The organism is Streptomyces sp. NPDC086519 (genome assembly GCF_040686075.1).
In the GTDB taxonomy this organism is placed as follows: domain Bacteria; phylum Actinomycetota; class Actinomycetes; order Streptomycetales; family Streptomycetaceae; genus Streptomyces; species Streptomyces shenzhenensis.
In genome coordinates, this window is sequence record NZ_JBFBJL010000026.1 from 47,164 (window position 1) to 68,889 (window position 21,726).

Here is a 21,726-nt window from a genome sequence, read left to right on the forward strand (position 1 = left end):
TCCGGAGTTCCGGATGCCGCCCCTCACGCGTTCACGTCAGACGGCGTCGGCCTGGTCGACCAGGTACGCGAACTCGTCGAAGGTCTCCAGGACCACGACGACCATGACGGCGCCCGCCACCATGTACTCCAGCATCAGGCCGGGGCCCGCATAGGCCCTTCTCAGGTGTTCGGCGGGCCCGAGCGGCGCGGTCGCGGTCCTCCGGAACGGGTCACGGGCCAGTATCCGCAGGGCCTTGTCCAGCTGTGCCCGCCGCTCCTCGGGCAGGTCGTCGTACATCGCACGCGCTTCGACGGTGAACTGGACGCGGTACTTGATCACCCCCTCGGTGTGCCAGCCCGCGCTACCGTCGGAACCATGAGCATTCGCGCCGTGGTCTGGGACGTCGACGACACCCTTTTCGACTACACGACCGCCGACCGTGAGGGCATGCGGGCGCATCTGGCGGCGGAGGGGCTGCTGGCGGGCTGGGGGAGCGCGGAGGCGGCGCTGGTGCGGTGGCGGGAGATCACCGACCAGCAGTGGGCGCGGTTCTCGGCGGGCGAGGTCTCCTTCGAGGACCAGCGCCGCGACCGGGTCCGGGTGTTCCTGGAGGCGAGGCTGACCGACGCCGAGGCCGACGACTGGTTCCGCCGGTACCGGACGCACTACGAGGCCGTCTGGACCCTCTTCCCGGACGTCCTGCCCGCCCTGGACGCCCTGGCGGCCGGCTACCGGCACGCCGTGCTGTCCAACTCCAGCCTGCACGTCCAGGACCACAAGCTGCGCACGCTCGGCGTGCACGACCGCTTCGAGGCCGTCCTGTGCGCCGCCGAACTGGGCGTCTCCAAGCCCGCGGCCGCCGCCTTCCTCGCCGCCTGCGAGGCGCTGGAACTCGCCCCGCACCAGGTGGCGTACGTCGGCGACCACCCGGAGATCGACGGGCGGGGGGCCGCCGACGCCGGGCTGCTGTCGGTGTGGCTCGACCGCCGCGGACCCGCCGCCGGCCCGGCCACCAGGACCGACGCACCCGTCGGCGCGCACCGGATCGCCTCCCTCGCCGAACTGCCCGCGATCCTCCGCGCCGATACCCGTTTTGGAGCCCCGTCCACCTTCAGGTAATGTTCTTCCTGCGCCGCCGGGGAGCGGGCCGTAAGGCCGGAACCGGAGGCGCGAAGCTAGAACAAAATCCCCTCAGGGGCTTGCGTTCCAGTGGCCTATGGTGTAATTGGCAGCACGACTGATTCTGGTTCAGTTAGTCTTGGTTCGAGTCCAGGTAGGCCAGCTCGCAGAGCTCATCTGCAAAGCCCCCGTTGTGTAGCGGCCTAGCACGCTGCCCTCTCAAGGCAGTAGCGCCGGTTCGAATCCGGTCGGGGGTACGGAGACCATCCATGGATGGTCGCTAGGGCCCCCGTTGTGTAGCGGCCTAGCACGCCGCCCTCTCAAGGCGGTAGCGCCGGTTCGAATCCGGTCGGGGGTACGAACTGGTCTAAACCATCATTGGTCTATGGTGTAATTGGCAGCACGACTGATTCTGGTTCAGTTAGTCTTGGTTCGAGTCCAGGTAGACCAGCTCGGATCTGCGGAAACGTATGATCCACGCCCCCGTTGTGTAGCGGCCTAGCACGCCGCCCTCTCAAGGCGGTAGCGCCGGTTCGAATCCGGTCGGGGGTACATCCAGAAGGCCCTCCGCTTCGGCGGGGGGCCTTTGCCATGGCATGCGGCGCGCTACTCGAAGCCGTAGCGCCGGGCCGACTCCTCCTCCTGGGCCAGCCGGTGCAGCGCCTGGAGCATCGGCTCCACCAGCACCGCGCTGGCCACCGCGGCCTCCGCCTTCTCCGCCTCCGACGGACGCGTGTCCAGGAAGTCCAGGTCGGCGACGGCCGCCTGGTACATCAACTTCGCGCGCGCTACGAGGAGTTCGGCGTCCCAGTCGTAGCCGAGCCGGCGGAACGCGGCCAGGGCGACCACCAACTGGCGGTAGGCGGGCGAGATCGTCGTCAGCTGCCTGGCGTTCTCCCAGCCGAGGGCGTCCAGCAGGGTGTCGGCCTCCCGGTGCGCGGCCCGCACGTACGCGTCGTCCTCGTCGGGCTCCGGCAGCTGCGGCAGTGCCCACAGGGCGGCGCCCACCCGGATCGTGCGGCCCAGCGAGTCGTCGTCGACGTGCCTGAGCACCTCGCGGACCGTCGCCACGGGGATCCGCCCCACCTGGATCATCGCCCGCACCAGCCGCAGCCGCCGCAGGTGCTCCTCGTCGTACTCCGCGGTCGTGGTGTTGACCTGGCGGCCCGGCGGCAGCAGCCCCTCGCGCAGGTAGTACTTGATCGTCGCCGCGGACACCCCGCTGCGCTCGCTCAACTGGGCAAGCCGCATGTCTTGCGTGCCTCCTTGGTAAGTGCCACTATCCAAGCATCGACAAGAGGATAGTGCCGCTATCCGACAAGGTTCCGGGGGTGGGGTTCCTCATGTTCACCAAACCGATTCCGGGTCGTACGACCGCTGCCCGCGAGGGCGACGCGGTGGTCCTGCTCATCGGCATGCGCATCAACCACTTCTGGGCGGTCCACCAGTGGCTCCCGGTCATGCTGTCGATGTTCCGCATGCTCCGTGAGCTCGCGCGAGACCCCGGCCGGGGGTTGCAGGGCCGCATCCTGCTGACGGCTTCGCCACGGACGTACTACGTCGTCCAGTACTGGGAGTCGAAGGAGAAGCTGTACGCGTACGCGAGTTCGCCGGAACTGCTCCACCACAGGATGTGGAGCATCGTGAACCGCAAGGAGCGCGCGGGAAAGCTGCGGGGCCATGTGGGCCTGTGGCACGAGACGTACGTGGCGCCCGAGGGCGCGTACGAGTCGATCTACTTCGACATGCCGGAGTTCGGCCTGGGCGCGGCGAACGGGGCGGTCCCCGTGGAACGCCGGGGGCGCTACGCGAAGGACCGGTTCGCTCATCGCTCCGGGAGCGCAACCCCCTAGGGGCGCGGGCAACTGCGCGACAGGCCGCGACGCCGTCGCGGACGGCCGACGGCCTGTGGTGGCACATCCACACCGTGGGAACTCCGGTCACCGGGCGGGTGCGGCCGGCATGTGGCTGATCGCGCCCGCGCGGCGGAGCCGCATATCGCATACAGCCCCGCGCCCCCGGGCGGGGACAGTCCCCTTGCGGAGAGAAGTCTCACCCCCTGAGAAAGGGCCTGCCGCGGCGTTGAGGCCGGCCCCTTCCGGTAGGGAGCGTCAGCCGGTGCGGCGCAGCGCCTCGGAGAGGCGGGCCGCCGCGTCGATCACGGCCTGCGCATGCATACGCCCGGGGTGGCGGGTCAGTCGCTCGATCGGGCCGGAGACGGAGACGGCCGCCACCACCCGGTTGGAAGGCCCCCGCACCGGCGCCGACACCGACGCGACGCCCGGCTCGCGCTCGCCGATGGACTGGGCCCAGCCGCGGCGGCGGACACCCGAGAGGGCCGTCGCCGTGAAGCGGGCGCCCTGGAGGCCGCGGTGCAGCCGCTCCGGCTCCTCCCAGGCCATCAGGATCTGCGCCGAGGAACCGGCCTTCATCGTGAGCGTCGAACCGACCGGGACCGTGTCCCGAAGACCGGACAGGCGCTCCGCGGCGGCGACGCAGATACGCATGTCGCCCTGGCGGCGATACAGCTGCGCGCTCTCCCCGGTGATGTCACGGAGGTGCGTGAGCACCGGCCCCGCCGTCGCGAGCAGGCGGTCCTCGCCGGCCGCCGCGGCCAGTTCCGCGAGTCGCGGGCCGAGAATGAAACGGCCCTGCATGTCGCGTGCCACCATGCGGTGGTGTTCCAGGGCCACGGCCAGCCGATGGGCCGTGGGCCGTGCCAGTCCGGTGGCCCCGACCAGACCCGCGAGGGTGGCCGGACCGGACTCCAGAGCGCTCAGGACAAGGGCCGCCTTGTCCAGAACGCCGACGCCGCTACTGTTGTCCATGCAACGATACTCACGTCTCACTCTGTGAAACGCAAGTTCAATTTTCCGTGGAACGCGCCACCCTGGAACCACACAGCGGCCCGCAGACCAACGGGCCCGGCGGCGGACGCCCGGAACCACGATTTCAGGGGCCCGGTACCCGGGCAGCCGCTTCCTCAAGATCTCTAGTTGGGCCGGTGCACGTCTGCCGGCCGGAGGGAAAGCGATGGGTAGGACACTCGCGGAGAAGGTCTGGGACGACCACGTCGTCCGGCGCGCCGAGGGCGAGCCCGACCTCCTCTTCATCGATCTGCACCTGCTGCACGAGGTGACCAGCCCGCAGGCCTTCGACGGACTGCGCCAGAACGGCCGCCCGGTGCGCCGCCTCGACCTCACCATCGCGACCGAGGACCACAACACCCCGACCCTCGACATCGACAAGCCCATCGCGGACCCGGTCTCCCGTGCCCAGCTGGAGACGCTGCGCAAGAACTGCGCCGAGTTCGGGGTGCGCCTGCACCCGCTGGGCGACGTCGAGCAGGGTGTCGTGCACGTCGTCGGCCCGCAGCTGGGCCTGACGCAGCCGGGCACGACGGTGGTCTGCGGTGACTCGCACACCTCCACGCACGGCGCCTTCGGCGCGCTGGCGTTCGGCATCGGCACCTCCCAGGTGGAGCACGTGCTGGCCACCCAGACGCTGCCGCTGGCCCGCCCGAAGACCATGGCCATCACGGTCGACGGCGAGCTGCCCGAGGGCGTCACCGCCAAGGACCTGATCCTGGCGATCATCGCCAAGATCGGTACTGGCGGCGGCCAGGGCTACATCCTGGAGTACCGCGGCTCCGCCATCGAGAAGCTCTCGATGGAGGCCCGCATGACCATCTGCAACATGTCGATCGAGGCCGGCGCCCGCGCGGGCATGATCGCCCCCGACGAGACCACCTTCGCGTACCTGAAGGGCCGCGCCCACGCCCCCGAGGGCGAGGACTGGGACGCGGCGGTGGCGTACTGGAAGACCCTGCGCACCGACGACGACGCGGTCTTCGACGCCGAGGTGCACATCGACGCCGCCGCCCTCTCCCCGTTCGTCACCTGGGGCACCAACCCCGGCCAGGGTGCGCCGCTTTCGGCGGACGTCCCCGACCCGGCCTCGTACGAAGACGCTTCGGAGCGCTTCGCCGCCGAAAAGGCCCTGGAGTACATGGGGTTGGAGGCCGGGCAGCCGCTGCGCTCCATCAAGGTGGACACCGTCTTCGTAGGCTCCTGCACCAACGGCCGGATCGAGGACCTGCGCGCCGCCGCGGACATTCTCAAGGACCGCAAAGTCGCCGACGGCGTACGGATGCTGGTCGTCCCCGGCTCCGCGCGGGTCGGTCTCCAGGCCGTCTCGGAGGGCCTGGACGTGGTCTTCAAGGACGCCGGCGCCGAATGGCGGCACGCGGGCTGCTCGATGTGCCTCGGCATGAACCCCGACCAGCTGGCCCCGGGCGAGCGCTCCGCGTCCACGTCCAACCGCAACTTCGAGGGCCGGCAGGGCAAGGGCGGCCGGACCCACCTGGTATCGCCGCAGGTCGCGGCCGCGACCGCCGTCCTGGGCCACCTGGCCTCCCCGGCCGACCTGTCCGACGCTCGCACGCCCGCTGGAGTCTGATCAGCCATGGAAGCATTCACCACGCACACCGGCCGGGCCGTCCCGCTGCGCCGCTCCAACGTCGACACCGACCAGATCATCCCTGCTCACTGGCTCAAGAAGGTGACCCGGGACGGCTTCGAGGACGGTCTGTTCGAGGCCTGGCGCAAGGACGAGAACTTCATCCTCAACCGCCCCGAGCGGCAGGGCGCCACCGTCCTGGTCGCCGGCCCGGACTTCGGCACCGGCTCCTCCCGTGAGCACGCCGTCTGGGCGCTGCAGAACTACGGCTTCAAGGCCGTGATCTCCTCCCGCTTCGCCGACATCTTCCGGGGCAACTCGCTGAAGAACGGCCTGCTCACGGTGGTCCTGGACCAGAAGATCGTGGAGGCGCTGCAGGAGCTCTCCGAGAACGACCCGCAGGCCGAGATCACCGTCGACCTGGAGAACCGCGAGGTGCGCGCCGAGGGCGTCATCGCCTCCTTCGAGCTGGACGAGAACTCGCGCTGGCGGCTGCTGAACGGCCTGGACGACATCTCCATCACCCTCCGGAACGAGGCCGACATCGCCGCGTACGAGGCCAAGCGGCCGTCGTACAAGCCGAGGACGCTCCAGGTCTGAACCGGGCGCGCTTCGGGCGTGAACCGCCACATCTGAATACGGCTGGTTTCAGCCACCGCGACACCCCGTCTGTACCCCCGATCGCCACGATTGGGGGTACAGCCATGTCTGCACCCGAACGGGCGCTCGCGTTGTCGCAGGTCTTGCCAACTTCCCACGTTAGGGCGGATGTTGTCGGGGTACGTGAGTGCTGTGTCCGTGGCTTCCGCAAGTGCCCGGAAGGCCATTTGAGGCGGCAGTTGCACCCTGCGCAGGCGACAACTCGCCCCAGATGGCACAATCTGTGCATGGAACACGACGGCCAACTCCAGCTCTATGCGGCGGTCGCGGGCCAACTCAAGGAAGCGCACACAAAAGTGCGCGCACTGCAAGTCCCGGAGGGCGTACGGATGGCGCTGACCCGGAAGCTGCTGGTCATTACGGCCGCGGCCAAACACGACGTCGCCGACGCGGCGAGGCGGCTCGAACGGTTCAACGCGGACCTCGACGCGGGGCGAATCCCCGAAGAGGACCGCTGACCGGACCGTACGAGCAGTCCGAGTCCGTTGCGGCACGAGGGTGATAAGCCCGTTTCGTGTTTGATTTGCGGTATATATCTGCCTAACGTGCGAAAAAGCTTGAACACATTCGTTCTGGCGATGTCTCCGAAGGGGAAGACGTGAACAAGGCGCAGCTCGTAGAAGCGATTGCTGACAAGATGGGCGGCCGCCAACAGGCCGCCGATGCTGTCGACCATGTCCTGGACGCCATCGTCCGCGCGGTCGTCGCAGGTGAGCGGGTCTCGGTCACCGGCTTCGGGTCCTTCGAGAAGGTGGACCGTCCCGCCCGCTACGCCCGCAACCCCCAGACGGGCGAGCGGGTTCGGGTCAAGAAGACCTCCGTGCCGCGCTTCCGTGCCGGCCAGGGCTTCAAGGACCTGGTGAGCGGTTCCAAGAAGCTCCCGCGGGGCGGCGAGGTCGCGGTCAAGAAGGCGCCCAAGGGCAGCCTGACCGGTGCCGCTTCGGCGACGGTCAAGAAGGCGGCGGCGAAGAAGACCACCGCCAAGAAGACCACGGCCGCCGCGAAGAAGACGACGGCGGCGAAGAAGACGACGGCGAAGAAGACCACGGCCGCCGCGAAGAAGACCACGGCCAAGCAGGCGGCCGCGAAGAAGACCACGGCGACGGCGAAGAAGACGGCCGCGAAGAAGGCGCCGGCCAAGAAGGTCACCGCGAAGAAGGCCCCGGCCAAGAAGTCGACGGCACGGAAGGCCACCGCCAAGAAGACCGTGGCTCGCTGAGGGTTCGCTCAGCAGGGCGGTCGGGATACTCACGCGACGGGCCGGATTCCCTCGGGGAGTCCGGCCCGCGGTGTGTTCGAGGGACGGAGCCGCGTTGCCTTTCGAGCGCGGACCGGTGGGGGCCGGCCGCGGCCACGCGGCGGAGCCGCACATCGCATACGGCCCCGCGCCCCGGACGGGACGCCCGCCGCTCAGAACGTTTGAAGAGTCACCAGGGTGACGCGGAGGTCGTCTCCGCTTCCCTCGGTCTCGATCCGTACCCTCTGGCCCGGCCTGAGCAGGCGCAGGCCGCCCGCCTCGAAGGCCGCCCCGTCGAACGCCACCGGCGTCCCGTCGTCGAGCAGTACCTGACCGCTGCGGGTCTCAGGGTCGTACGTGTATGCGGTCGCCTGCATGAGCGCAGCCTACTGGTCCGGGATCAGCAGGCGGGCCGCCACCGTGGCGGTGCGGGGGCCCACGCCCAGGGCCAGGGCCGCTCGCAGGTCGGCGCCGGTGTCCACGTCCTGGCGTACCGAGTCCACGCCCACCAGGGCGAGTTCCGCGGCGCCCGAGGCGGCGTGACGGGCGCGGGAATCCAGGCCGAATGCGGGCGCCAATTCATGGCCGGGGACGGCCGCCAGCAGAGTGGTGCCGATTGCCGCCGTGTCCGGCAGAAAAGCGCGCGGGAATTCCGCGGCCGCATCAAGGACCCGGGCCAATTCCAGTGGGCGGAGGGCCGGGAGATCGGCGTTCAGGGCCGCCACCGGGCTTTCCGGACGCGATGCCCGGACGGCCGCCGCCCCGTGCCGCAGCGCCGCGTTCAGGCCGCTTCCCGGCGTGTCCGGGACAATGCGCGCGCCCAGCGCCGCCAACTCGCGCCCGGCCAGTGCGTCGTCCGTGACGACTGCCACATCCTTCACCGACTGGCAGGCCAGGGCCGCCGCCACCGTGTCCTGGGCGAAGGCGAGGGCCAGTGACGGACGCACCCCGTCCGCCGCGGTGTCCGCGAGCCTGCTCTTCGCCCGAGCCAGCGGCTTGAGCGGGATGACCAAGGTCCACTGCACAGTCGTACCGTCCCTCCCTTGTTGCCTCATTGTCACCCTGGCTCACGGGGCGGCCGCGACACCGGGGCGTACGGTGTTCTCGACAGTCCGGCGGGCCGGGGCCACACTTCTTCCCGATCCCAGGCCGGGAGGAAGTCCTAGAGGAAGGTGTCCGCGTGCCCCGCCGGAGAATCGGCTTCTGGTACCGCTTCGCTGCGGTGCTCTGCAAACCTCCGCTGGTGGTTCTGATCAAGCGGGACTGGCGCGGAATGGAGAACATTCCGGCCGAGGGCGGTTTTATCACCGCGGTGAACCACAATTCCCACATCGACCCCTTCGCCTACGCCCACTATCAGTACAACACCGGCCGTGTTCCGCGTTTCCTCGCGAAGAGCGGCCTTTTCAAGAAGGGATTCGTCGGCGCCGCCATGCGGGGCACCGGCCAGATCCCGGTCTACCGCGAGTCCACCGACGCGCTCAGCGCCTTCCGGGCCGCGATCGACGCCGTGGAGCGCGGCGAGTGCGTCGCCTTCTACCCCGAGGGAACGATCACCCGCGACCCCGACCAGTGGCCCATGGCCGCCAAGACCGGTGCCGCCCGCGTCGCGCTGGAGACCAAGTGCCCGGTGATCCCGGTCGCCCAGTGGGGCGCCAACGAACTGCTCCCGCCGTACGCGAAGAAGCCCAGTCTGCTGCCCCGCAAGACGCACCACGTCCTCGCCGGCCCGCCGGTGGACCTCACGCGCTTCTACGACAAGGAGATGACCCAGGACCTCCTCAAGGAGGCGACCGAGGTCATCATGGCGGCCATCACCCGCCAGCTTGAGGAGATCCGCGGCGAGAAGGCTCCCGAGACCCCCTACGATCCACGCGAGGTGCGGATCCAGCAGCGGCGCCGCGCGCGTGCGCAGAGTGGTGTGGAAGAGGAGAGCGGCAAGTGAGCATGCCTGCCAAGGCGGCGGTCTTCAGCGCGGGTTCGTGGGGTACGGCCTTCGGGATGGTGCTCGCCGACGCGGGGTGCGAGGTCACCCTGTGGGCGCGGCGCGCGGAGGTGGCGGAGGCGATCAACTCCGGGCGCACCAACCCCGACTACCTGCCCGGCGTGGAACTCCCCGAGAACCTGCGGGCCACCACCGACCCCGCCGAGGCGGCCGCCGGTGCCGACTTCACCGTCCTGTCGGTGCCGTCCCAGACCATGCGGGCCAACCTCGCCGAGTGGGCGCCACTGCTCGCGCCGCACACCGTCCTGGTGTCCCTGATGAAGGGCATCGAACTCGGCACCACCATGCGGATGAGCGAGGTCATCGCCGACGTCGCCAAGGTCGAGCCGACCCGTATCGCCGTGGTCACCGGACCCAACCTCGCCCGGGAGATCGCGGCCCGGATGCCGGCCGCCGCGGTGGTCGCCTGCACCGACGAGACAATCGCCCAGCGGCTCCAGGCGGCCTGCCACACCCCGTACTTCCGCCCGTACACCGAGACCGACGTGATCGGGTGCGAGCTGGGCGGCGCGGTGAAGAACGTCATCGGCCTCGCCGTGGGCATCGCCGACGGCATGGGACTCGGCGACAACGCCAAGGGATCGCTCATCACGCGCGGTCTCGCGGAGACCGCGCGGCTCGGCCTCGCCCTCGGCGCCGACCCGCTGACCTTCTCGGGACTCGCCGGGCTCGGCGACCTGGTGGCCACCTGCTCCTCGCCGCTCTCCCGCAACCACACCTTCGGCACCAACCTCGGCAAGGGCATGACCCTGGAGGAGACCATCGCGGTCACCAAGCAGACCGCCGAGGGCGTCAAGTCCTGCGAGTCGGTGGCCGATCTGGCCCGCCGGCACGGCGTGGAGATGCCGATCACCGAGACGGTCGTCGACATCGTGCACGAGGGCAAGCCCCCGGTGGTCGCCCTCAAGGAGCTGATGTCGCGCAGTGCGAAGCCCGAGCGACGCTGAGCGAACCCGGCCCGCCGACGCTGTCTCGGGGCTCTGCCACCGGGTACTCTCATCGCGATATGAGCACCGAGAACCTCCCCCAGAGCCCTGAGCAGCCCGCTCGCAAGCCGCGTGTGGCCGTCGTGTTCGGCGGCCGCAGCTCCGAGCACGGGATCTCCATGGTCACCGCCGGAGCCGTCCTGAGCGCCATCGACCGGACCAGGTACGAGGTCCTGCCGATCGGCATCACCCGGGAAGGCCGCTGGGTGCTCACGGCCGACGACCCCGACCGCATGGCGATCACCGAACGGCGTACCCCCGAGGTCGCCGACCTCGCCGAGTCCGCCGAGGGCGGCGTGGTGCTCCCCGTCGACCCGGCCAACCGCGAGGTCGTCTACAGCGAGCCCGGCTCGGTACCCAAGGCGCTCGGCGAGGTCGACGTGGTCTTCCCGATGCTGCACGGCCCGTACGGCGAGGACGGCACCCTGCAGGGCCTCCTGGAGCTGTCCGGCGTCCCGTACGTCGGCTCGGGCGTGCTCGCCTCGGCCGTCGGCCAGGACAAGGAGTACATGAAGCGGGTGTTCGCCTCGTTCGGGCTCGCCGTCGGCCCCTACCTGGTGATCCGCCCCCGCGAGTGGCAGCGCAACGAGTCCGCCGCCCGCAAGCGGATCGTCGACTTCGCCGGCGAGCACGGCTGGCCGCTGTTCGTGAAGCCCGCGCGCGCGGGTTCGTCGATCGGCATCACCAAGGTCGACGGCCTCTCCGGCCTGGACGAGGCGATCGCCGAGGCCCAGTCCCACGACCCGAAGATCCTCATCGAGGCGGCCGTGCGCGGTCGTGAGATCGAGGTCGGCGTCCTGGAGTTCGAGGACGGCCCGCGTGCCTCGGTCCCCGCCGAGATCCCGCCGCCCTCGGAGCACGCGTACTACGACTTCGAGGCCAAGTACATCGACTCCACCCCCGGCATCGTCCCGGCCCCCCTCACCCCGGAGGAGACCGCCGAGGTCCAGAAGCTCGCGGTGGACGCCTTCGAGGCCGCGTCCTGCGAGGGCCTGGTCCGCGCCGACTTCTTCCTCACGGAGACCGGCGACTTCGTCATCAACGAGATCAACACGATGCCCGGCTTCACCCCGATCTCGATGTACCCCCAGATGTGGCAGGCCACGGGAATCGCCTACCCCGAGCTGATCGACCGCCTGATCCAGGCGGCGCTCAACCGGTCGACGGGGCTCCGCTAGAAAACGCCGCGAGCTGAAGCGCCCCCTGGGGGCGCGGGGAACTGCGCGACGAGCCACGACGGACCGGCACTCGGCAGACCACCAATCCGGTCACGGCGCCTAGTCGGCGATCCCCTCCGGAATCGCCTTTTTGATGGCAGGCGCCAAGCTCACCAGCGGCGCCATGCCGTCCTCGGTCCGCCCCGCGGGAATCGTCACCTCGACATACGCCTTCCGCAACGTCGTGGTGAACCGGAAGGATTTGTCGGCCCGCTGCTCCAGCAGCCACCCCACCCCGTTCACCTCGACCCCGTCGGCCTCCGGATCGGCCATCCTCGCGGGTCGCGAAACCCCGCACCGCAGTATGATCGCCGGGTCGCCGCCCCAGCCGGCGGTCAGCGCGGAGGCCGGTTCGGGATCCCGCCGGCCCAGCTTGTCGACCTTCGTCGGCAGCGCCCCGTCGAGGCGACGGCACAGCTTCGCAACCGCCCCGCCCGGGCTGGGAACCGCCGCCGACGGGGCGTCGTCGGTTGATGAGCAGCCCGCTGCCGCGACCATCAGCGCGGCGAGCGCGGGCAGACCGAATGGCCGGTGACGGAAGATGTTCACCGGCCAAGGGTAGACGGGGGCTACAGATGGACGACCGGGCAGGTCAGGGTGCGCGTGATGCCGTCCACTTGCTGGACCTTCGCGACCACCATGCGACCCAGTTCATCGACTGTGTCGGCTTGCGCGCGCACGATGACGTCGTACGGTCCTGTCACATCCTCGGCCTGGATGACGCCGGGGATCTTGCTGATCGTCTCGGCGACGGTCGACGCCTTGCCGACCTCCGTCTGGATCAGGATGTACGCCTGTACCACGGAACCTCCAGGGCGGCCACGAGGATCATGTGGGGAAAAGGAACGCCACGGTATCGCGTCGCCGCTCACCGCGGGGAGACCTGCGCGGACAGGGGCTCGCGCGCCAGGGTGCAGGCACGGCAGATGTTGACGGTCACCCCGACCGTATCCAGGACGACGGTGACGCGCGAGCGGGCACGGCAAGGCAGAGAAGGGGCGTAAGGGCAATGAAGGGCACTGTTGGTGAGCTCGGGGAGTTCGGGCTCATCAGGGAGCTCACCTCCCGTCTCACCACCACTCCGGCGGTCCGGGTCGGCCCCGGCGACGACGCCGCGGTGGTCGCCGCGCCCGACCGCCGGGTGGTGGCGAGCACCGACATCCTGCTGGAGGGCCGGCACTTCCGCCGTGACTGGTCCACGGCCTACGACGTGGGCCGCAAGGCGGCCGCGCAGAACCTCGCGGACATCGCCGCCATGGGCGCCGTGCCGACCGCCCTGCTGCTCGGCCTGGTGGTGCCCGCCGAACTGCCGGTGACCTGGCCCAGCGAGCTGATGGACGGCATCCGGGACGAGTGCCAGGTGGCCGGCGCCTCGGTGGTGGGCGGCGACGTGGTCCGCGGCGACACGATCATGGTGTCGATCACCGCGCTCGGCGATCTGCGCAACCAGGAGCCGGTCACCCGGGCCGGCGCCCAGCCCGGCGACCTGATCGCCGTCACGGGCTGGCTGGGCTGGTCCGCGGCCGGCTACGCGGTGCTCTCCCGCGGCTTCCGCTCGCCCCGGGCGTTCGTGGAGGCGCACCGCCGCCCCGAGCCGCCGTACCACGCGGGCCCGGCCGCCGCCGCCCTCGGCGCGACGGCGATGTGCGACGTGAGCGACGGGCTGATCGCCGACCTCGGGCACATCGCCGAGGCCAGCAAGGTCCGCATCGACATCCGCTCCGGCGCGATCGACATCCCGACCCAGATGAACGACATCGGCCAGGCCGTCGGCGTCGACCCCCTCCAGTGGGTGCTGACCGGCGGCGAGGACCACGCCATCGTGGCCGCCTTCCCGCCGGACGTGAAGCTGCCCGCCCGCTGGAAGGTCATCGGCGAGGTCCTGAACCCCTCCGCGCTGCCCCAGGTGACGGTCGACGGGGCGTCCTGGACCAGCAAGGGCGGCTGGGACCACTTCGGGGACATCGAGTCGTGAGCCTGCCGCGCGTGCTGACGGTCGCGGGCTCCGACTCCGGCGGCGGGGCCGGGATCCAGGCCGACCTGAAGACGATGCTCGCGCTCGGCGTGCACGGCATGAGCGTGCTCACTGCGGTGACCGCGCAGAACTCCCTGGGCGTGCAAGGTACTTGGGAGCTGCCGGCGGCGGCCGTGCGCGCCCAGTACCGGAGTGTCGTCGACGACATCGGCGTCGACGCGGTGAAGACCGGCATGCTCGCCTCGGCCGAACTCGTGGAGACGGTCGCGGAGTTGCTCGCAGGAACCGACGCACCCGTGGTCGTCGACCCGGTCGGTGTCTCCAAGCACGGCGATCCGCTCCTCGCCGCCTCCGCCCTGGACTCGGTCCGCACCAGGCTCCTCCCGCTGGCCACCGTGGCCACCCCGAACCTCGACGAGGTGGCGCAACTCACCGGCGTACACGTCGAGTCGGAGGCGGATCTGCGCCGGGCCGCGGCGGCCGTGCTGTCGTGCGGGCCGAAGTGGGCGCTCATCAAGGGCGGTCATCTGCCCGGCGAAGCCGTCGACCTGCTCACGGACGGCACGGACGAACTCCTGCTGCGCGCCCCGCGCCACGACAACCGGCACACCCACGGCACGGGCTGCACCCTCGCGTCCGCGATCGCGTCGCAGCTCGCGAAGGGGCGGCCGGTGCCGGAGGCGGTGACGGCCGCCAAGGAGTACGTCACCGGGGCGATCGCGGCCGGGTTCGCGCTCGGCTCCGGGATCGGGCCCGTGGACCACGGCTGGGCGCTCAGGCCCGGGACAGGGCCGGGTACTCCCGCGGCCTGATGTCCGGGGCCGCTCTCCCGGTCGTCGCGGGCGGCCGGCCCCGCACAAGGAGATCCAGGCCACCGCCACGGGCTGCCGGCCCGGGGATCCGCGCGGGAGCGCGTGGCCCGGCCCCGGCGGGCGGCTCGGCGCCGTGCAGCCCTCGGCGAGCCCCTGGGGGGAGAGCCCCTGGGGGGAGAGCCCCTGGGCGGACACCGACCGGCCGGCGTCCAGGAGCGGCGGGGCGAGCAGGGCACGGTTCGCCGGAGTCCGCGTTTCCCGGCACGGCAAAAAGCCGGCCCACCCTGAGGTGGACCGGCTCAGTGCAGCGAACCAGCGGTGGCCGCGCGCTCAGCGACAGTGCGTCAGCGCGAGACCTTGCCGGCCTTGATGCACGAGGTGCAAGCGTTCACGCGCTTCGGCGTCCCGCCGACCACGGTACGCACACGCTGGATGTTCGGGTTCCAGCGACGGGGCGTACGGCGGTGCGAGTGCGAGATGTTGTTGCCGAAGCCCGGCCCCTTGCCGCAGACGTCGCAGTTGGCAGCCACGGGTCACTCCAAAGACTTCAGATGCACTTACGGTTGGATCCCGGCGTGCCGGGATCGAGATCCTTCAGATCGAAGATCCTGAGTGGCGTTGCCAGGGGAATGGCCCGATCAGATCGGGCAACCGGAGCAGCATACAACGGCTGCGTCCGTTAGACGAAACTAGCATGGCAGCTCAGGGGCCCGCCCCCGGCCCTCTTCCGGCGCACACCCTTCCGGGGTCTACGCTGCGTCCACGTCCAGCCAGCTCAAGGAGGCGCAGGTGGCGCAGGTGCCGCAGACATTCTTCGATGCTCTCGCGGTACGCACCTGGTGCGGACTGTCGCTCGGGGCGCTCGGGCGGACGCGCGAGGAGATCGACGCGATCAATGTCTACCCGGTGGCCGACGGCGACACCGGTACGAACCTGTACATGACGGTGGAATCCGCCGCGGGGGCCGTGGAGGCCGTCTTCGCCGGCTATGAGCTGGGCGAGGAGGTGCCGACCCTGGCCGACACCGTCCGTGCGATGGCGCACGGCGCTCTCATAGGCGCGCGCGGCAACTCCGGCACGATCCTGGCGCAGCTGCTGCGCGGGATGGCCCACGTCCTCACCGAGGGTGAGGCGACTCACATCGACGCCGACGGGCTGCGGCTGGCCCTGCGGCACGCGGCCGACGCCGCCCGCCAGGCCGTCGCCCACCCCGTGGAGGGCACCGTGCTGTCGGTCGCGGCGGCCGCCGCGGACGCCGCCGCCGCGGCCGCGGCCGCGGGAGACTGCGGGGCGGTAGCCCGGGCCGCCTACGAGGGCGCGTGCGAGGCGCTCGCGGCGACTCCGGGACAACTGGCGGTGCTGGAGCGGGCCGGGGTGGTGGACGCCGGCGGACGGGGTCTGGTCGTGGTGTTCGGGGCGCTGGTGGAGGCGTTCACGGGGGAGGCGCCGACGGCTGACCTGTGCGCGTTCGCGGCGGGCTCGGGTGTCCACGCGCGCGTGGACGCTGTTTCCGACGCCCTGGCCGAGGGCTGCGCCGAGGCCGCCGGGGGGCCCGCCTTCGAGGTCGTCTACCTCCTGGAGGCCGAGGACGCCGCCGTGGACCGGCTGCGGGCCCGGCTCGACGCCCTCGGCGACTCCCTGGTGGTGGTGGGCGGCGACGGCCTGTGGAACGTCCATGTGCACGTCGACGACGCCGGCGCCGCCGTGGAGGCCGGAGTGGAGGCCGGGCGGCCGTACCGGATCCGGATCACGCACTTCGGCGCCGGGGACGTGCACACCGGCGGGCAGCGGCCGGCGCGCGAGCGGGTGCAGCGGGCCGTGGTGGCCGTCGTGCCGGGGGAGGGGCTGGCCGGGCTGTACACCGAGGCCGGCGCGACCACCGTGCTCGCCCGCCCCGGAGAGCCGCCCGCCAGCGGGGAGCTGGTGGACGCCGTACGGCGGGCCCACGCGCGCGAGGTGGTGCTGCTGCCCAACGACGCCGACCTGCGGCACACGGCGGCCGCGGCGGCCGAGCAGGTCCGCGCGGAGGGCATCCGGGTCGCCCTCATCCCGACCCGCTCCGCCATCCAGGGCATCTCCGCGCTCGCGGTGCACCAGCCGGACCGCCGCTTCGACGAGGACGTCGTCCAGATGACCTCGGCGGCCGGCGCCACCCGCTACGCCGAGATCGTGGTCGCGGAGCGGCAGTCCTGGACCATGGCCGGCATCTGCCAGGCCGGGGACGTGCTGGGTCTGATAGACGGCGACGTGGCGGTGATCGGCTCGGACGTGACGGCCACCGCCGAGTCCGTCCTGGACCGCATGCTCCAGGCCGGCGGCGAGCTGGTCACCCTCGTCCTCGGCGACGAGGCGCCCGAGGGCGTCGCCGACCGCCTGGAGGCCCGCGTGCGCGAGGCCTACCTCGCCGTCGACACGGTGGTCTACCGGGGCGGCCGGCAGGGGGCCCCGCTCCTCATCGGCGTCGAGTGACCCCCTCTTCCACGCCGCCCCCATTTCACGCCGCCCCCTCTGTCACTCCTGCGTGGGCTCCAGCAGCTGCCGCGCCTCCGCCCGCCTGGACCGGACCGTCTCGTCGGCCGGATCGGCGCCCTCGTAGGCGTCCAGCACCGCACGCGCGCGTGCCGTCGCCGCGGCCGGACGGCTCAGGTCGGCCTCCAGCCAGCCGGCCGCCAGTTCCGCCGCGGTACGGCTGTGCAGCCCGTCCTCGCCCAGCTTGGCGAACACCGAGATCGCCGCGGCCATCTCCGCGAGCGCCGCCTCGAACGCCTCGTGGATCGCCGGGTCGTCGGCGTCCTCCGGCACGGAACGCGCCAGCAGGTCGCCGAACTGCCGGTGGGTGTGACCGAGTTCACCGGCGAGCCGCTCCGCCGCGACCGGATCGTCCACGGCCTCCAGCGCCTCCTCGCACTCCCGGACCGCCTCCGCCATCAGCGCCCGCGCGCCCTTCGGCCCCGCCTCGGTCCGCAGCGCCAGCCACGCGCGGGCCCGCAGCGAACGCACCAGGAAGTGCACGTTGCCCATCGCCCGCCACAACTCGCCCGCGCGTATGTACGCCCGGTCCGCCTCGGCGGGCAGCCCCGCGTTGCCCAGCGACTCGGCGGCCAGGTGCGCGAGGGTGGCGTGGTCGTGCTGCTCGGGCCAGTGCCGGGCGATCTCGGCCGCCTTCAGTCGCCGTTCGGCCGCCGCGTGGTGCTCGCCCAGCTCGCTCAGACAGTCCCCGAGCCACCACTGGGTCTGGACGACCGCGCCGTCACCGTGCGTCTCGGCGCTCAGGTCGGGCAGCGCCGACTCCAGCACCTCGGCGGCCTCCGCGAACCGCCCCTGCCGCAGCAGGAAGCCGCCCAGCTGGTGCCGGGCCCACGCGCCCAGCGTGCCGCTCTCCCCGGCCTCGTCGGCCCAGTGCGCGGCCTGAAGGGCGTGCTCGGCGGCCTCCTCGGCCGCGCCCCGGCCGCCGACGACCTCGGCGAGCTGGAGATGCAGCTGGGCCCGCCCCACCGGCTCCACGTACGGCCCGCCGTGCTCCAGCGCCGCGCGCAGCGCCCGCTCCGCCTCGGCCAGATCGCCCTGCGCATGGGCGAGCCCGGCCACCCGCACCTCGTACTCGACCGCGAACCACGGCAGCTCCGCGCCGACGAACTGCGCCGACGCCTGCCGGAACAGCTCGCCCGCCCGCTCCCCGTCCCCGGCGTGCTCGGCCAGTTCCGCGAGCATCGCCCGCCCCTCGGCCGCCCGGGACACCAGCCGTACGTCCGACCCGCCGCGCCCGCCGACCAGCGCCAGGAGCTCCCGTACGGCCCGCTCGGCCTCCCCGGCGCCCAAGGACCGCTCGTGCACCTGGCGCATCAGGATCCGCGCCCGGCTCATGAGCACGGACGCCGTCTGCCGTACGCCGGTCGCGTCTTCGGCGTACAGGGCGAGAATCCGGTCGTACGGATCGTCGATCCCGGCCAGCGCCTCGTCCAGGTCCCCGGACAGCGCGCGTACGTACGCGGCACGCGCGCGTGCCGCGATCGCCTCGCCCTCGTCGCCCGCCTCCGCGTACAGCTCCGCCGCCCGCTCGAACAGCTCCACACCCGCGGGGCCGCGCCCCATCGCCATGTGGTCGGCGATCTCCGCACGGACGTACGTGTCCACCTCGGTCTCCTCGGCGGCCTCCGCGACCGCTTCCCAGGCCTCCAGGGCGTGCGGCTGGAGCGTGTCCGAGAGCCGGCGCGCCTCGGCCAGGAGCGCGGGCAGCGACGGCTGCTCCGCCGGCTCCGGCGCGGGCGCCGGGGCGGGAGGCGCGAGCGGCCCGGCGGGCGCCGTCCGTACCGCCCGCACACCCAGCGGCAGCCGGTCCGCCAGCGGCCGCTGCGCCATCCGCTCGCGCACCTGGTCGCCGACGTAGGAGGTGCCGTTGCGGGCGTCGAACCGGGCGGCCAGCTCCAGGGCCTCGGCGCGCGCGTGCCCGGCGAGTTCCCCGGCGGTCCACGCCCGCCCGGCCGGCCCCGGCACCCGCTGCCCGCCGAGCCCCAGCTCGGTCAGCCGGTCCATCAGCAGCGCCACCACCGTCAGGAACTCCATCCGGCTGCGCGGCTGCCCGGTGTCCGTGAAGTAGGCGGGACGTTCCGCCAGCAGCTCCAGTCCGCGCGCCTCGTTCCCGGTCAGCGCGCAGAACTCGACGTGGTCCGCGTAGGCGCCCCGCATGCTCTCCATGGGGCGGACGAGCCGGAAACCACGCAGGTGGTGCGCGCGGGCCTCGTCGAGGCGGCCGAGCCGCAGCAGCGGGGCCAGGGAGGAGGCCAGCACCGTGTGCGGCTCGTGGGCGCAGCTGTACTCGCCCTCCAGCACCGGCCCCCACACCTCCAGAGCCTCCGCGTCCCGGCCGTTCCTCAGCTGCCAGCCGCCCTGCCCGTGCAGCTCGCACGCGGGGCAGTCGGCCATCCGGTCCCGGTCCGCCGCCAGCCAGGCCGCGTACGCCCGCTCCGCGCGCGGGAGGTCACCGACGTGCCCGGCGACACTGAACTCGGCGCTGCGCACCGCCCGCTCGGAGTGCCCGGCCAGCCGGTAGCGGTGCTCCATCTCGCCCAGCCACTTCTCGATCGAGACGAGCGGGATGTGCGGCTGGTCGAGCATGCCGGCCGTCATCCACTTGAAGACCCAGTGCAGCGAATGCGTCTCGTACTCGTCGAAGTCCTCGGGCCGCTCGTCCCACATCCGCAGCAGCCGCGCGAACGGGACGAACATCTTGTCCTTCTCGGAGCTGTAGTTGTAGACCTTCAGCTGGTGCCCGAGCGCCTCGATCACGGCGAGCGGGATGTCCAGCTTCTCGGCCGCCACCAGCAACTGCTCCGCGCGCGCGTTGCGGGCGGCCCCCTCCGGCTCCTCGGAGTTCTCCGCCATCGCCCGGCGCAGCGCGTCGAAGTCGGCAATCTCCATCAGCGATCGCCCTCCCCATGAGTGGCCCATTCCAGGAGGCCGATGAACGAGCGGTTGAGCAGCGCCGAGTCGGCCGGCCTGAGCGGGCGCTGGGCCATCAGCAGCGCCTGACCGTAGAGCGCCTCGGTCGCGGTGCCGATCAGCTCCGGGTCCGTGAGGGCACTGATCCGCCGGATCAGCGGATTGAGGTGGTTGAGCACCAGACGGGCCCGGGGCGCGCTGCCGCGCAGCGAGCCCAGGATGCCGGCCCACAGGTCGTCGGCCTGTTCCTCGGCCTGCGCGCGGGCCTGTTCGTGACGGGCGGCGCGGTCGTCGAGGTGGAGGGCGGGGACCGAGAGGGGGTGGAAGGCGCGCAGTACAATGTCACATTGCAGTGGGTCGAGCTTCGCCCGCGCCACCCCCAGGAACCCGGCCACCGCCAGCTCCTCCGCCGGATCCACCGCGTCCAGATGCGCGGTGACGGTGTCCGCGTCGAGCTCCGCGACCACCGTCCCGGGCCGCACCGACGGCAGCGCCTCGACCAGCTCACTGTCGTACGTGTAACCGCCGTTGATCACCCCGATGCCCTGCGCGGAGGCGATCGGCGCGACCTGCCGGTACTCCTCGACCGTCCGCGTGAAGTGCACCACCGGGTGCCGCTGCGCGAACTCCTCCAGCGAAAGCTGCCCGTCCGTCGTCTCGAAGGGGAGCCACGGCAGCATGGTCCGCAGCATCTCCTTGTCGTGCCGCGCCAGCGACTTCACCCCGAGGTGATGCACGGACAGGAAGGCGGAGAGGCGCTCCGGATCACCCGCCGCCAGACCGGTCAGCCAGGACCGGATCCGCTCGCCGAGCGCCTCCCGTACGGCGGCCAGCGTCTCGTCCTCGTACAGCGACTCGCGCGAGGCGGTCGGCCGCAGACTGTCCGTGTCCAGGACACAGCGCACGAAGAACGCCCAGTCCGGCAGCAGCTGTTCGGCCCGCTCGGTGAGCAGCATGCCCTTGAGGTGCACGCGATGCGTGGCCCGCTGCGCCGGACTCACCGCCGACGGCAGCACGTACGCCACGCCCCGGATCCCGGCCAGCGGCACGTCCAGGGCGATCGAGTCCAGCGGCGTGAACCCGAACAGCTCGTGACAGTGCCGGGCCAGCGCCACCCGCCGGGTGCTGGGGGAGGGGTACGGGCGGTCCCAGGGCGCCGGCAGATCGGTGACCGCCTCGTCGCCCACCCGCACGTCGTACGGCAGCAGCGACCCGAAGTCCCGCGCCAGCGCGAGCACCCGCCGCTCGTCCAGCCACTCCGCCGCACCCGCCCGCGCCACCAGATACACGGTGGTACCGGGCTCGGGCCGGGCCTCGGGCGCCAACGTCCGTACGGTGTACGACCCGTCGTCCCGGGCCGTCCACTCCACGGGCGGCGCGTGCGGCGTCCGCGCGCTGCGGCTGACCACCCGGATCCGCTCGGCGACCACGAAGCAGGCCAGCAGCCCGATGCCGAACTGGCCCAGGAAGTCGGAGCGCGCCTCCTGCAACCCGTCTCCCCGCTTGGAGCTGCGCCCGATCGTGGCAAGCAGGTTGTGCACGTCCGACTCGGTGAGCCCGACGCCGCTGTCCTCCACCCGAAGGGCACTGCCGTCGGCGTACAGCCGCACCCGCGCCGGGGCGTCGGGCTGCTCGGCCCGTCTCGCGGTGATCGCGTCCACGGCGTTCTGCAGCAGCTCGCGCAGGTAGACCTTGGGGCTGGAGTACAGGTGATGGGAGAGCAGGTCCACCAGACCACGCAGGTCGACCTGGAACGTATGAGGTGGCTGTGATGCCTGGGATGACTGTGAGGTCTGGGAGTCCATCGTCGCTGCGCCGGAGGGGGGAAGACGTGGT

22 protein-coding genes and 5 tRNA genes are annotated in these 21,726 nt (G+C 71.7%); 17 read left to right on the forward strand and 10 right to left on the reverse strand.

Annotated features, from left to right (window positions below; all coding sequences use genetic code 11):
* Positions 1-36 precede the first annotated feature (36 nt).
* Positions 37-321 carry a hypothetical protein gene (locus AB0P24_RS24520; protein ID WP_365797388.1) on the reverse strand — a complete coding sequence of 95 codons (285 nt, stop codon included), beginning with the start codon at positions 319-321 and terminating at the stop codon, positions 37-39.
* Between the two features lie 36 nt (positions 322-357).
* On the opposite strand from AB0P24_RS24520, the gene AB0P24_RS24525 reads away from it, so the two are divergent.
* The 6 genes from AB0P24_RS24525 (at position 358) to AB0P24_RS24550 (ending at position 1,653) form a co-directional block, all read left to right on the forward strand.
* Entirely contained in the window at positions 358-1,101 is a 744-nt protein-coding gene (locus AB0P24_RS24525; RefSeq protein ID WP_365797390.1) for an HAD family hydrolase, read from the forward strand.
* A gap of 91 nt (positions 1,102-1,192) precedes the next feature.
* A tRNA-Gln gene (locus AB0P24_RS24530) sits at positions 1,193-1,264 on the forward strand.
* 21 nt (positions 1,265-1,285) lie between these two features.
* Positions 1,286-1,358: transfer RNA gene (locus AB0P24_RS24535), tRNA-Glu, on the forward strand.
* Between the two features lie 28 nt (positions 1,359-1,386).
* Positions 1,387-1,459, forward strand: a tRNA-Glu gene (locus AB0P24_RS24540).
* 21 nt (positions 1,460-1,480) lie between these two features.
* A tRNA-Gln gene (locus AB0P24_RS24545) sits at positions 1,481-1,552 on the forward strand.
* A gap of 28 nt (positions 1,553-1,580) precedes the next feature.
* Positions 1,581-1,653 (forward strand) — tRNA-Glu (locus AB0P24_RS24550).
* Positions 1,654-1,707: 54 nt separating this feature from the next.
* Here the strand turns inward: AB0P24_RS24550 and AB0P24_RS24555 are convergent.
* Positions 1,708-2,352 carry a MerR family transcriptional regulator gene (locus tag AB0P24_RS24555; protein WP_365797392.1) on the reverse strand — a complete coding sequence of 215 codons (645 nt, stop codon included), beginning with the start codon at positions 2,350-2,352 and terminating at the stop codon, positions 1,708-1,710.
* Positions 2,353-2,444: 92 nt separating this feature from the next.
* Here AB0P24_RS24555 and AB0P24_RS24560 point away from each other — a divergent pair, with 92 nt between their 5' ends.
* Positions 2,445-2,954 carry a DUF4188 domain-containing protein gene (locus AB0P24_RS24560; protein WP_365797394.1) on the forward strand — a complete coding sequence of 170 codons (510 nt, stop codon included), beginning with the start codon at positions 2,445-2,447 and terminating at the stop codon, positions 2,952-2,954.
* Positions 2,955-3,212: 258 nt separating this feature from the next.
* Here AB0P24_RS24560 and ndgR read toward each other — a convergent pair whose 3' ends face one another.
* Positions 3,213-3,929 (reverse strand): IclR family transcriptional regulator NdgR, encoded by a 717-nt coding sequence (gene ndgR / locus AB0P24_RS24565; protein WP_089098541.1) that lies wholly within the window; start codon positions 3,927-3,929, stop codon positions 3,213-3,215.
* Between the two features lie 205 nt (positions 3,930-4,134).
* Here ndgR and leuC point away from each other — a divergent pair, with 205 nt between their 5' ends.
* The 4 genes from leuC (at position 4,135) to AB0P24_RS24585 (ending at position 7,438) form a co-directional block, all read left to right on the forward strand.
* The gene (leuC, locus tag AB0P24_RS24570; RefSeq protein ID WP_365797396.1) at positions 4,135-5,559 is read left to right on the forward strand and encodes a 3-isopropylmalate dehydratase large subunit; all 1,425 of its coding nucleotides are present in this window, start codon (positions 4,135-4,137) and stop codon (positions 5,557-5,559) included.
* A 6-nt stretch (positions 5,560-5,565) separates the two neighbouring features.
* The gene (leuD, locus tag AB0P24_RS24575; RefSeq protein ID WP_365797398.1) at positions 5,566-6,159 is read left to right on the forward strand and encodes a 3-isopropylmalate dehydratase small subunit; all 594 of its coding nucleotides are present in this window, start codon (positions 5,566-5,568) and stop codon (positions 6,157-6,159) included.
* A gap of 287 nt (positions 6,160-6,446) precedes the next feature.
* Positions 6,447-6,677 carry a hypothetical protein gene (locus AB0P24_RS24580; RefSeq protein WP_181802287.1) on the forward strand — a complete coding sequence of 77 codons (231 nt, stop codon included), beginning with the start codon at positions 6,447-6,449 and terminating at the stop codon, positions 6,675-6,677.
* A 140-nt stretch (positions 6,678-6,817) separates the two neighbouring features.
* The gene (locus AB0P24_RS24585; RefSeq protein WP_365797400.1) at positions 6,818-7,438 is read left to right on the forward strand and encodes an HU family DNA-binding protein; all 621 of its coding nucleotides are present in this window, start codon (positions 6,818-6,820) and stop codon (positions 7,436-7,438) included.
* 191 nt (positions 7,439-7,629) lie between these two features.
* Here the strand turns inward: AB0P24_RS24585 and AB0P24_RS24590 are convergent, their stop codons facing one another.
* Both AB0P24_RS24590 and cofC read right to left on the reverse strand, forming a co-directional pair.
* The gene (locus AB0P24_RS24590) at positions 7,630-7,833 is read right to left on the reverse strand and encodes a hypothetical protein (RefSeq protein ID WP_365797402.1); all 204 of its coding nucleotides are present in this window, start codon (positions 7,831-7,833) and stop codon (positions 7,630-7,632) included.
* A 9-nt stretch (positions 7,834-7,842) separates the two neighbouring features.
* A complete protein-coding gene (gene cofC / locus AB0P24_RS24595; RefSeq protein ID WP_365797404.1) occupies positions 7,843-8,481 on the reverse strand; it encodes a 2-phospho-L-lactate guanylyltransferase in 639 nt (212 codons plus the stop codon).
* A gap of 155 nt (positions 8,482-8,636) precedes the next feature.
* Here cofC and AB0P24_RS24600 point away from each other — a divergent pair, with 155 nt between their 5' ends.
* The 3 genes from AB0P24_RS24600 to AB0P24_RS24610 are packed head-to-tail and all read left to right on the forward strand — an operon-like array spanning position 8,637 to position 11,625.
* Positions 8,637-9,401 (forward strand): 1-acyl-sn-glycerol-3-phosphate acyltransferase, encoded by a 765-nt coding sequence (locus tag AB0P24_RS24600; protein WP_365797406.1) that lies wholly within the window; start codon positions 8,637-8,639, stop codon positions 9,399-9,401.
* The gene (locus AB0P24_RS24605) at positions 9,398-10,408 is read left to right on the forward strand and encodes an NAD(P)H-dependent glycerol-3-phosphate dehydrogenase (RefSeq protein ID WP_365797408.1); all 1,011 of its coding nucleotides are present in this window, start codon (positions 9,398-9,400) and stop codon (positions 10,406-10,408) included. Before AB0P24_RS24600 ends, AB0P24_RS24605 begins: the two co-directional genes overlap by 4 nt.
* A 59-nt stretch (positions 10,409-10,467) precedes the next feature.
* Positions 10,468-11,625: a D-alanine--D-alanine ligase family protein gene (locus AB0P24_RS24610; protein ID WP_365797410.1), complete on the forward strand. Its 1,158-nt coding sequence runs from the start codon at positions 10,468-10,470 to the stop codon at positions 11,623-11,625.
* Between the two features lie 99 nt (positions 11,626-11,724).
* Here AB0P24_RS24610 and AB0P24_RS24615 read toward each other — a convergent pair whose 3' ends face one another.
* On the reverse strand, positions 11,725-12,213 hold the full coding sequence (locus AB0P24_RS24615; protein ID WP_365797412.1) for a DUF3515 domain-containing protein: 489 nt from the start codon (positions 12,211-12,213) through the stop codon (positions 11,725-11,727).
* Between the two features lie 20 nt (positions 12,214-12,233).
* On the reverse strand, positions 12,234-12,467 hold the full coding sequence (locus AB0P24_RS24620; protein ID WP_028802415.1) for an Lrp/AsnC ligand binding domain-containing protein: 234 nt from the start codon (positions 12,465-12,467) through the stop codon (positions 12,234-12,236).
* Between the two features lie 206 nt (positions 12,468-12,673).
* On the opposite strand from AB0P24_RS24620, the gene AB0P24_RS24625 reads away from it, so the two are divergent.
* Entirely contained in the window at positions 12,674-13,639 is a 966-nt protein-coding gene (locus AB0P24_RS24625; RefSeq protein WP_365797414.1) for a thiamine-phosphate kinase, read from the forward strand.
* Positions 13,636-14,451: a bifunctional hydroxymethylpyrimidine kinase/phosphomethylpyrimidine kinase gene (gene thiD / locus AB0P24_RS24630; RefSeq protein ID WP_365797416.1), complete on the forward strand. Its 816-nt coding sequence runs from the start codon at positions 13,636-13,638 to the stop codon at positions 14,449-14,451. The genes AB0P24_RS24625 and thiD overlap by 4 nt, the downstream gene beginning before the upstream one ends.
* A 344-nt stretch (positions 14,452-14,795) precedes the next feature.
* Here thiD and rpmB read toward each other — a convergent pair whose 3' ends face one another.
* The gene (rpmB, locus tag AB0P24_RS24635; protein ID WP_004924906.1) at positions 14,796-14,981 is read right to left on the reverse strand and encodes a 50S ribosomal protein L28; all 186 of its coding nucleotides are present in this window, start codon (positions 14,979-14,981) and stop codon (positions 14,796-14,798) included.
* 259 nt (positions 14,982-15,240) lie between these two features.
* Here rpmB and AB0P24_RS24640 point away from each other — a divergent pair, with 259 nt between their 5' ends.
* Positions 15,241-16,920 (forward strand): DAK2 domain-containing protein, encoded by a 1,680-nt coding sequence (locus tag AB0P24_RS24640; RefSeq protein WP_365797419.1) that lies wholly within the window; start codon positions 15,241-15,243, stop codon positions 16,918-16,920.
* A gap of 42 nt (positions 16,921-16,962) precedes the next feature.
* Here the strand turns inward: AB0P24_RS24640 and AB0P24_RS24645 are convergent, their stop codons facing one another.
* Positions 16,963-19,872 (reverse strand): tetratricopeptide repeat protein, encoded by a 2,910-nt coding sequence (locus AB0P24_RS24645; protein ID WP_365797531.1) that lies wholly within the window; start codon positions 19,870-19,872, stop codon positions 16,963-16,965.
* On the reverse strand, positions 19,869-21,695 hold the full coding sequence (locus AB0P24_RS24650) for an HSP90 family protein (RefSeq protein WP_365797421.1): 1,827 nt from the start codon (positions 21,693-21,695) through the stop codon (positions 19,869-19,871). The genes AB0P24_RS24645 and AB0P24_RS24650 overlap by 4 nt, the downstream gene beginning before the upstream one ends.
* Positions 21,696-21,726 lie beyond the last annotated feature (31 nt).

What these genes read in the sequence shown, in the direction of transcription:
- ndgR (WP_089098541.1), bottom strand. Translation starts at nt 3,929, where the DNA reads ATGGACAACAGTAGCGGCGTCGGCGTTCTGGACAAGGCGGCCCTTGTC.
- leuC (WP_365797396.1), top strand. Translation starts at nt 4,135, where the DNA reads ATGGGTAGGACACTCGCGGAGAAGGTCTGGGACGACCACGTCGTCCGG.
- AB0P24_RS24590 (WP_365797402.1), bottom strand. Translation starts at nt 7,833, where the DNA reads ATGCAGGCGACCGCATACACGTACGACCCTGAGACCCGCAGCGGTCAG.
- AB0P24_RS24610 (WP_365797410.1), top strand. Translation starts at nt 10,468, where the DNA reads ATGAGCACCGAGAACCTCCCCCAGAGCCCTGAGCAGCCCGCTCGCAAG.
- AB0P24_RS24650 (WP_365797421.1), bottom strand. Translation starts at nt 21,695, where the DNA reads ATGGACTCCCAGACCTCACAGTCATCCCAGGCATCACAGCCACCTCAT.
- AB0P24_RS24560 (WP_365797394.1), top strand. Translation starts at nt 2,445, where the DNA reads ATGTTCACCAAACCGATTCCGGGTCGTACGACCGCTGCCCGCGAGGGC.
- leuD (WP_365797398.1), top strand. Translation starts at nt 5,566, where the DNA reads ATGGAAGCATTCACCACGCACACCGGCCGGGCCGTCCCGCTGCGCCGC.
- AB0P24_RS24555 (WP_365797392.1), bottom strand. Translation starts at nt 2,352, where the DNA reads ATGCGGCTTGCCCAGTTGAGCGAGCGCAGCGGGGTGTCCGCGGCGACG.
- AB0P24_RS24625 (WP_365797414.1), top strand. Translation starts at nt 12,674, where the DNA reads ATGAAGGGCACTGTTGGTGAGCTCGGGGAGTTCGGGCTCATCAGGGAG.
- AB0P24_RS24525 (WP_365797390.1), top strand. Translation starts at nt 358, where the DNA reads ATGAGCATTCGCGCCGTGGTCTGGGACGTCGACGACACCCTTTTCGAC.
- AB0P24_RS24580 (WP_181802287.1), top strand. Translation starts at nt 6,447, where the DNA reads ATGGAACACGACGGCCAACTCCAGCTCTATGCGGCGGTCGCGGGCCAA.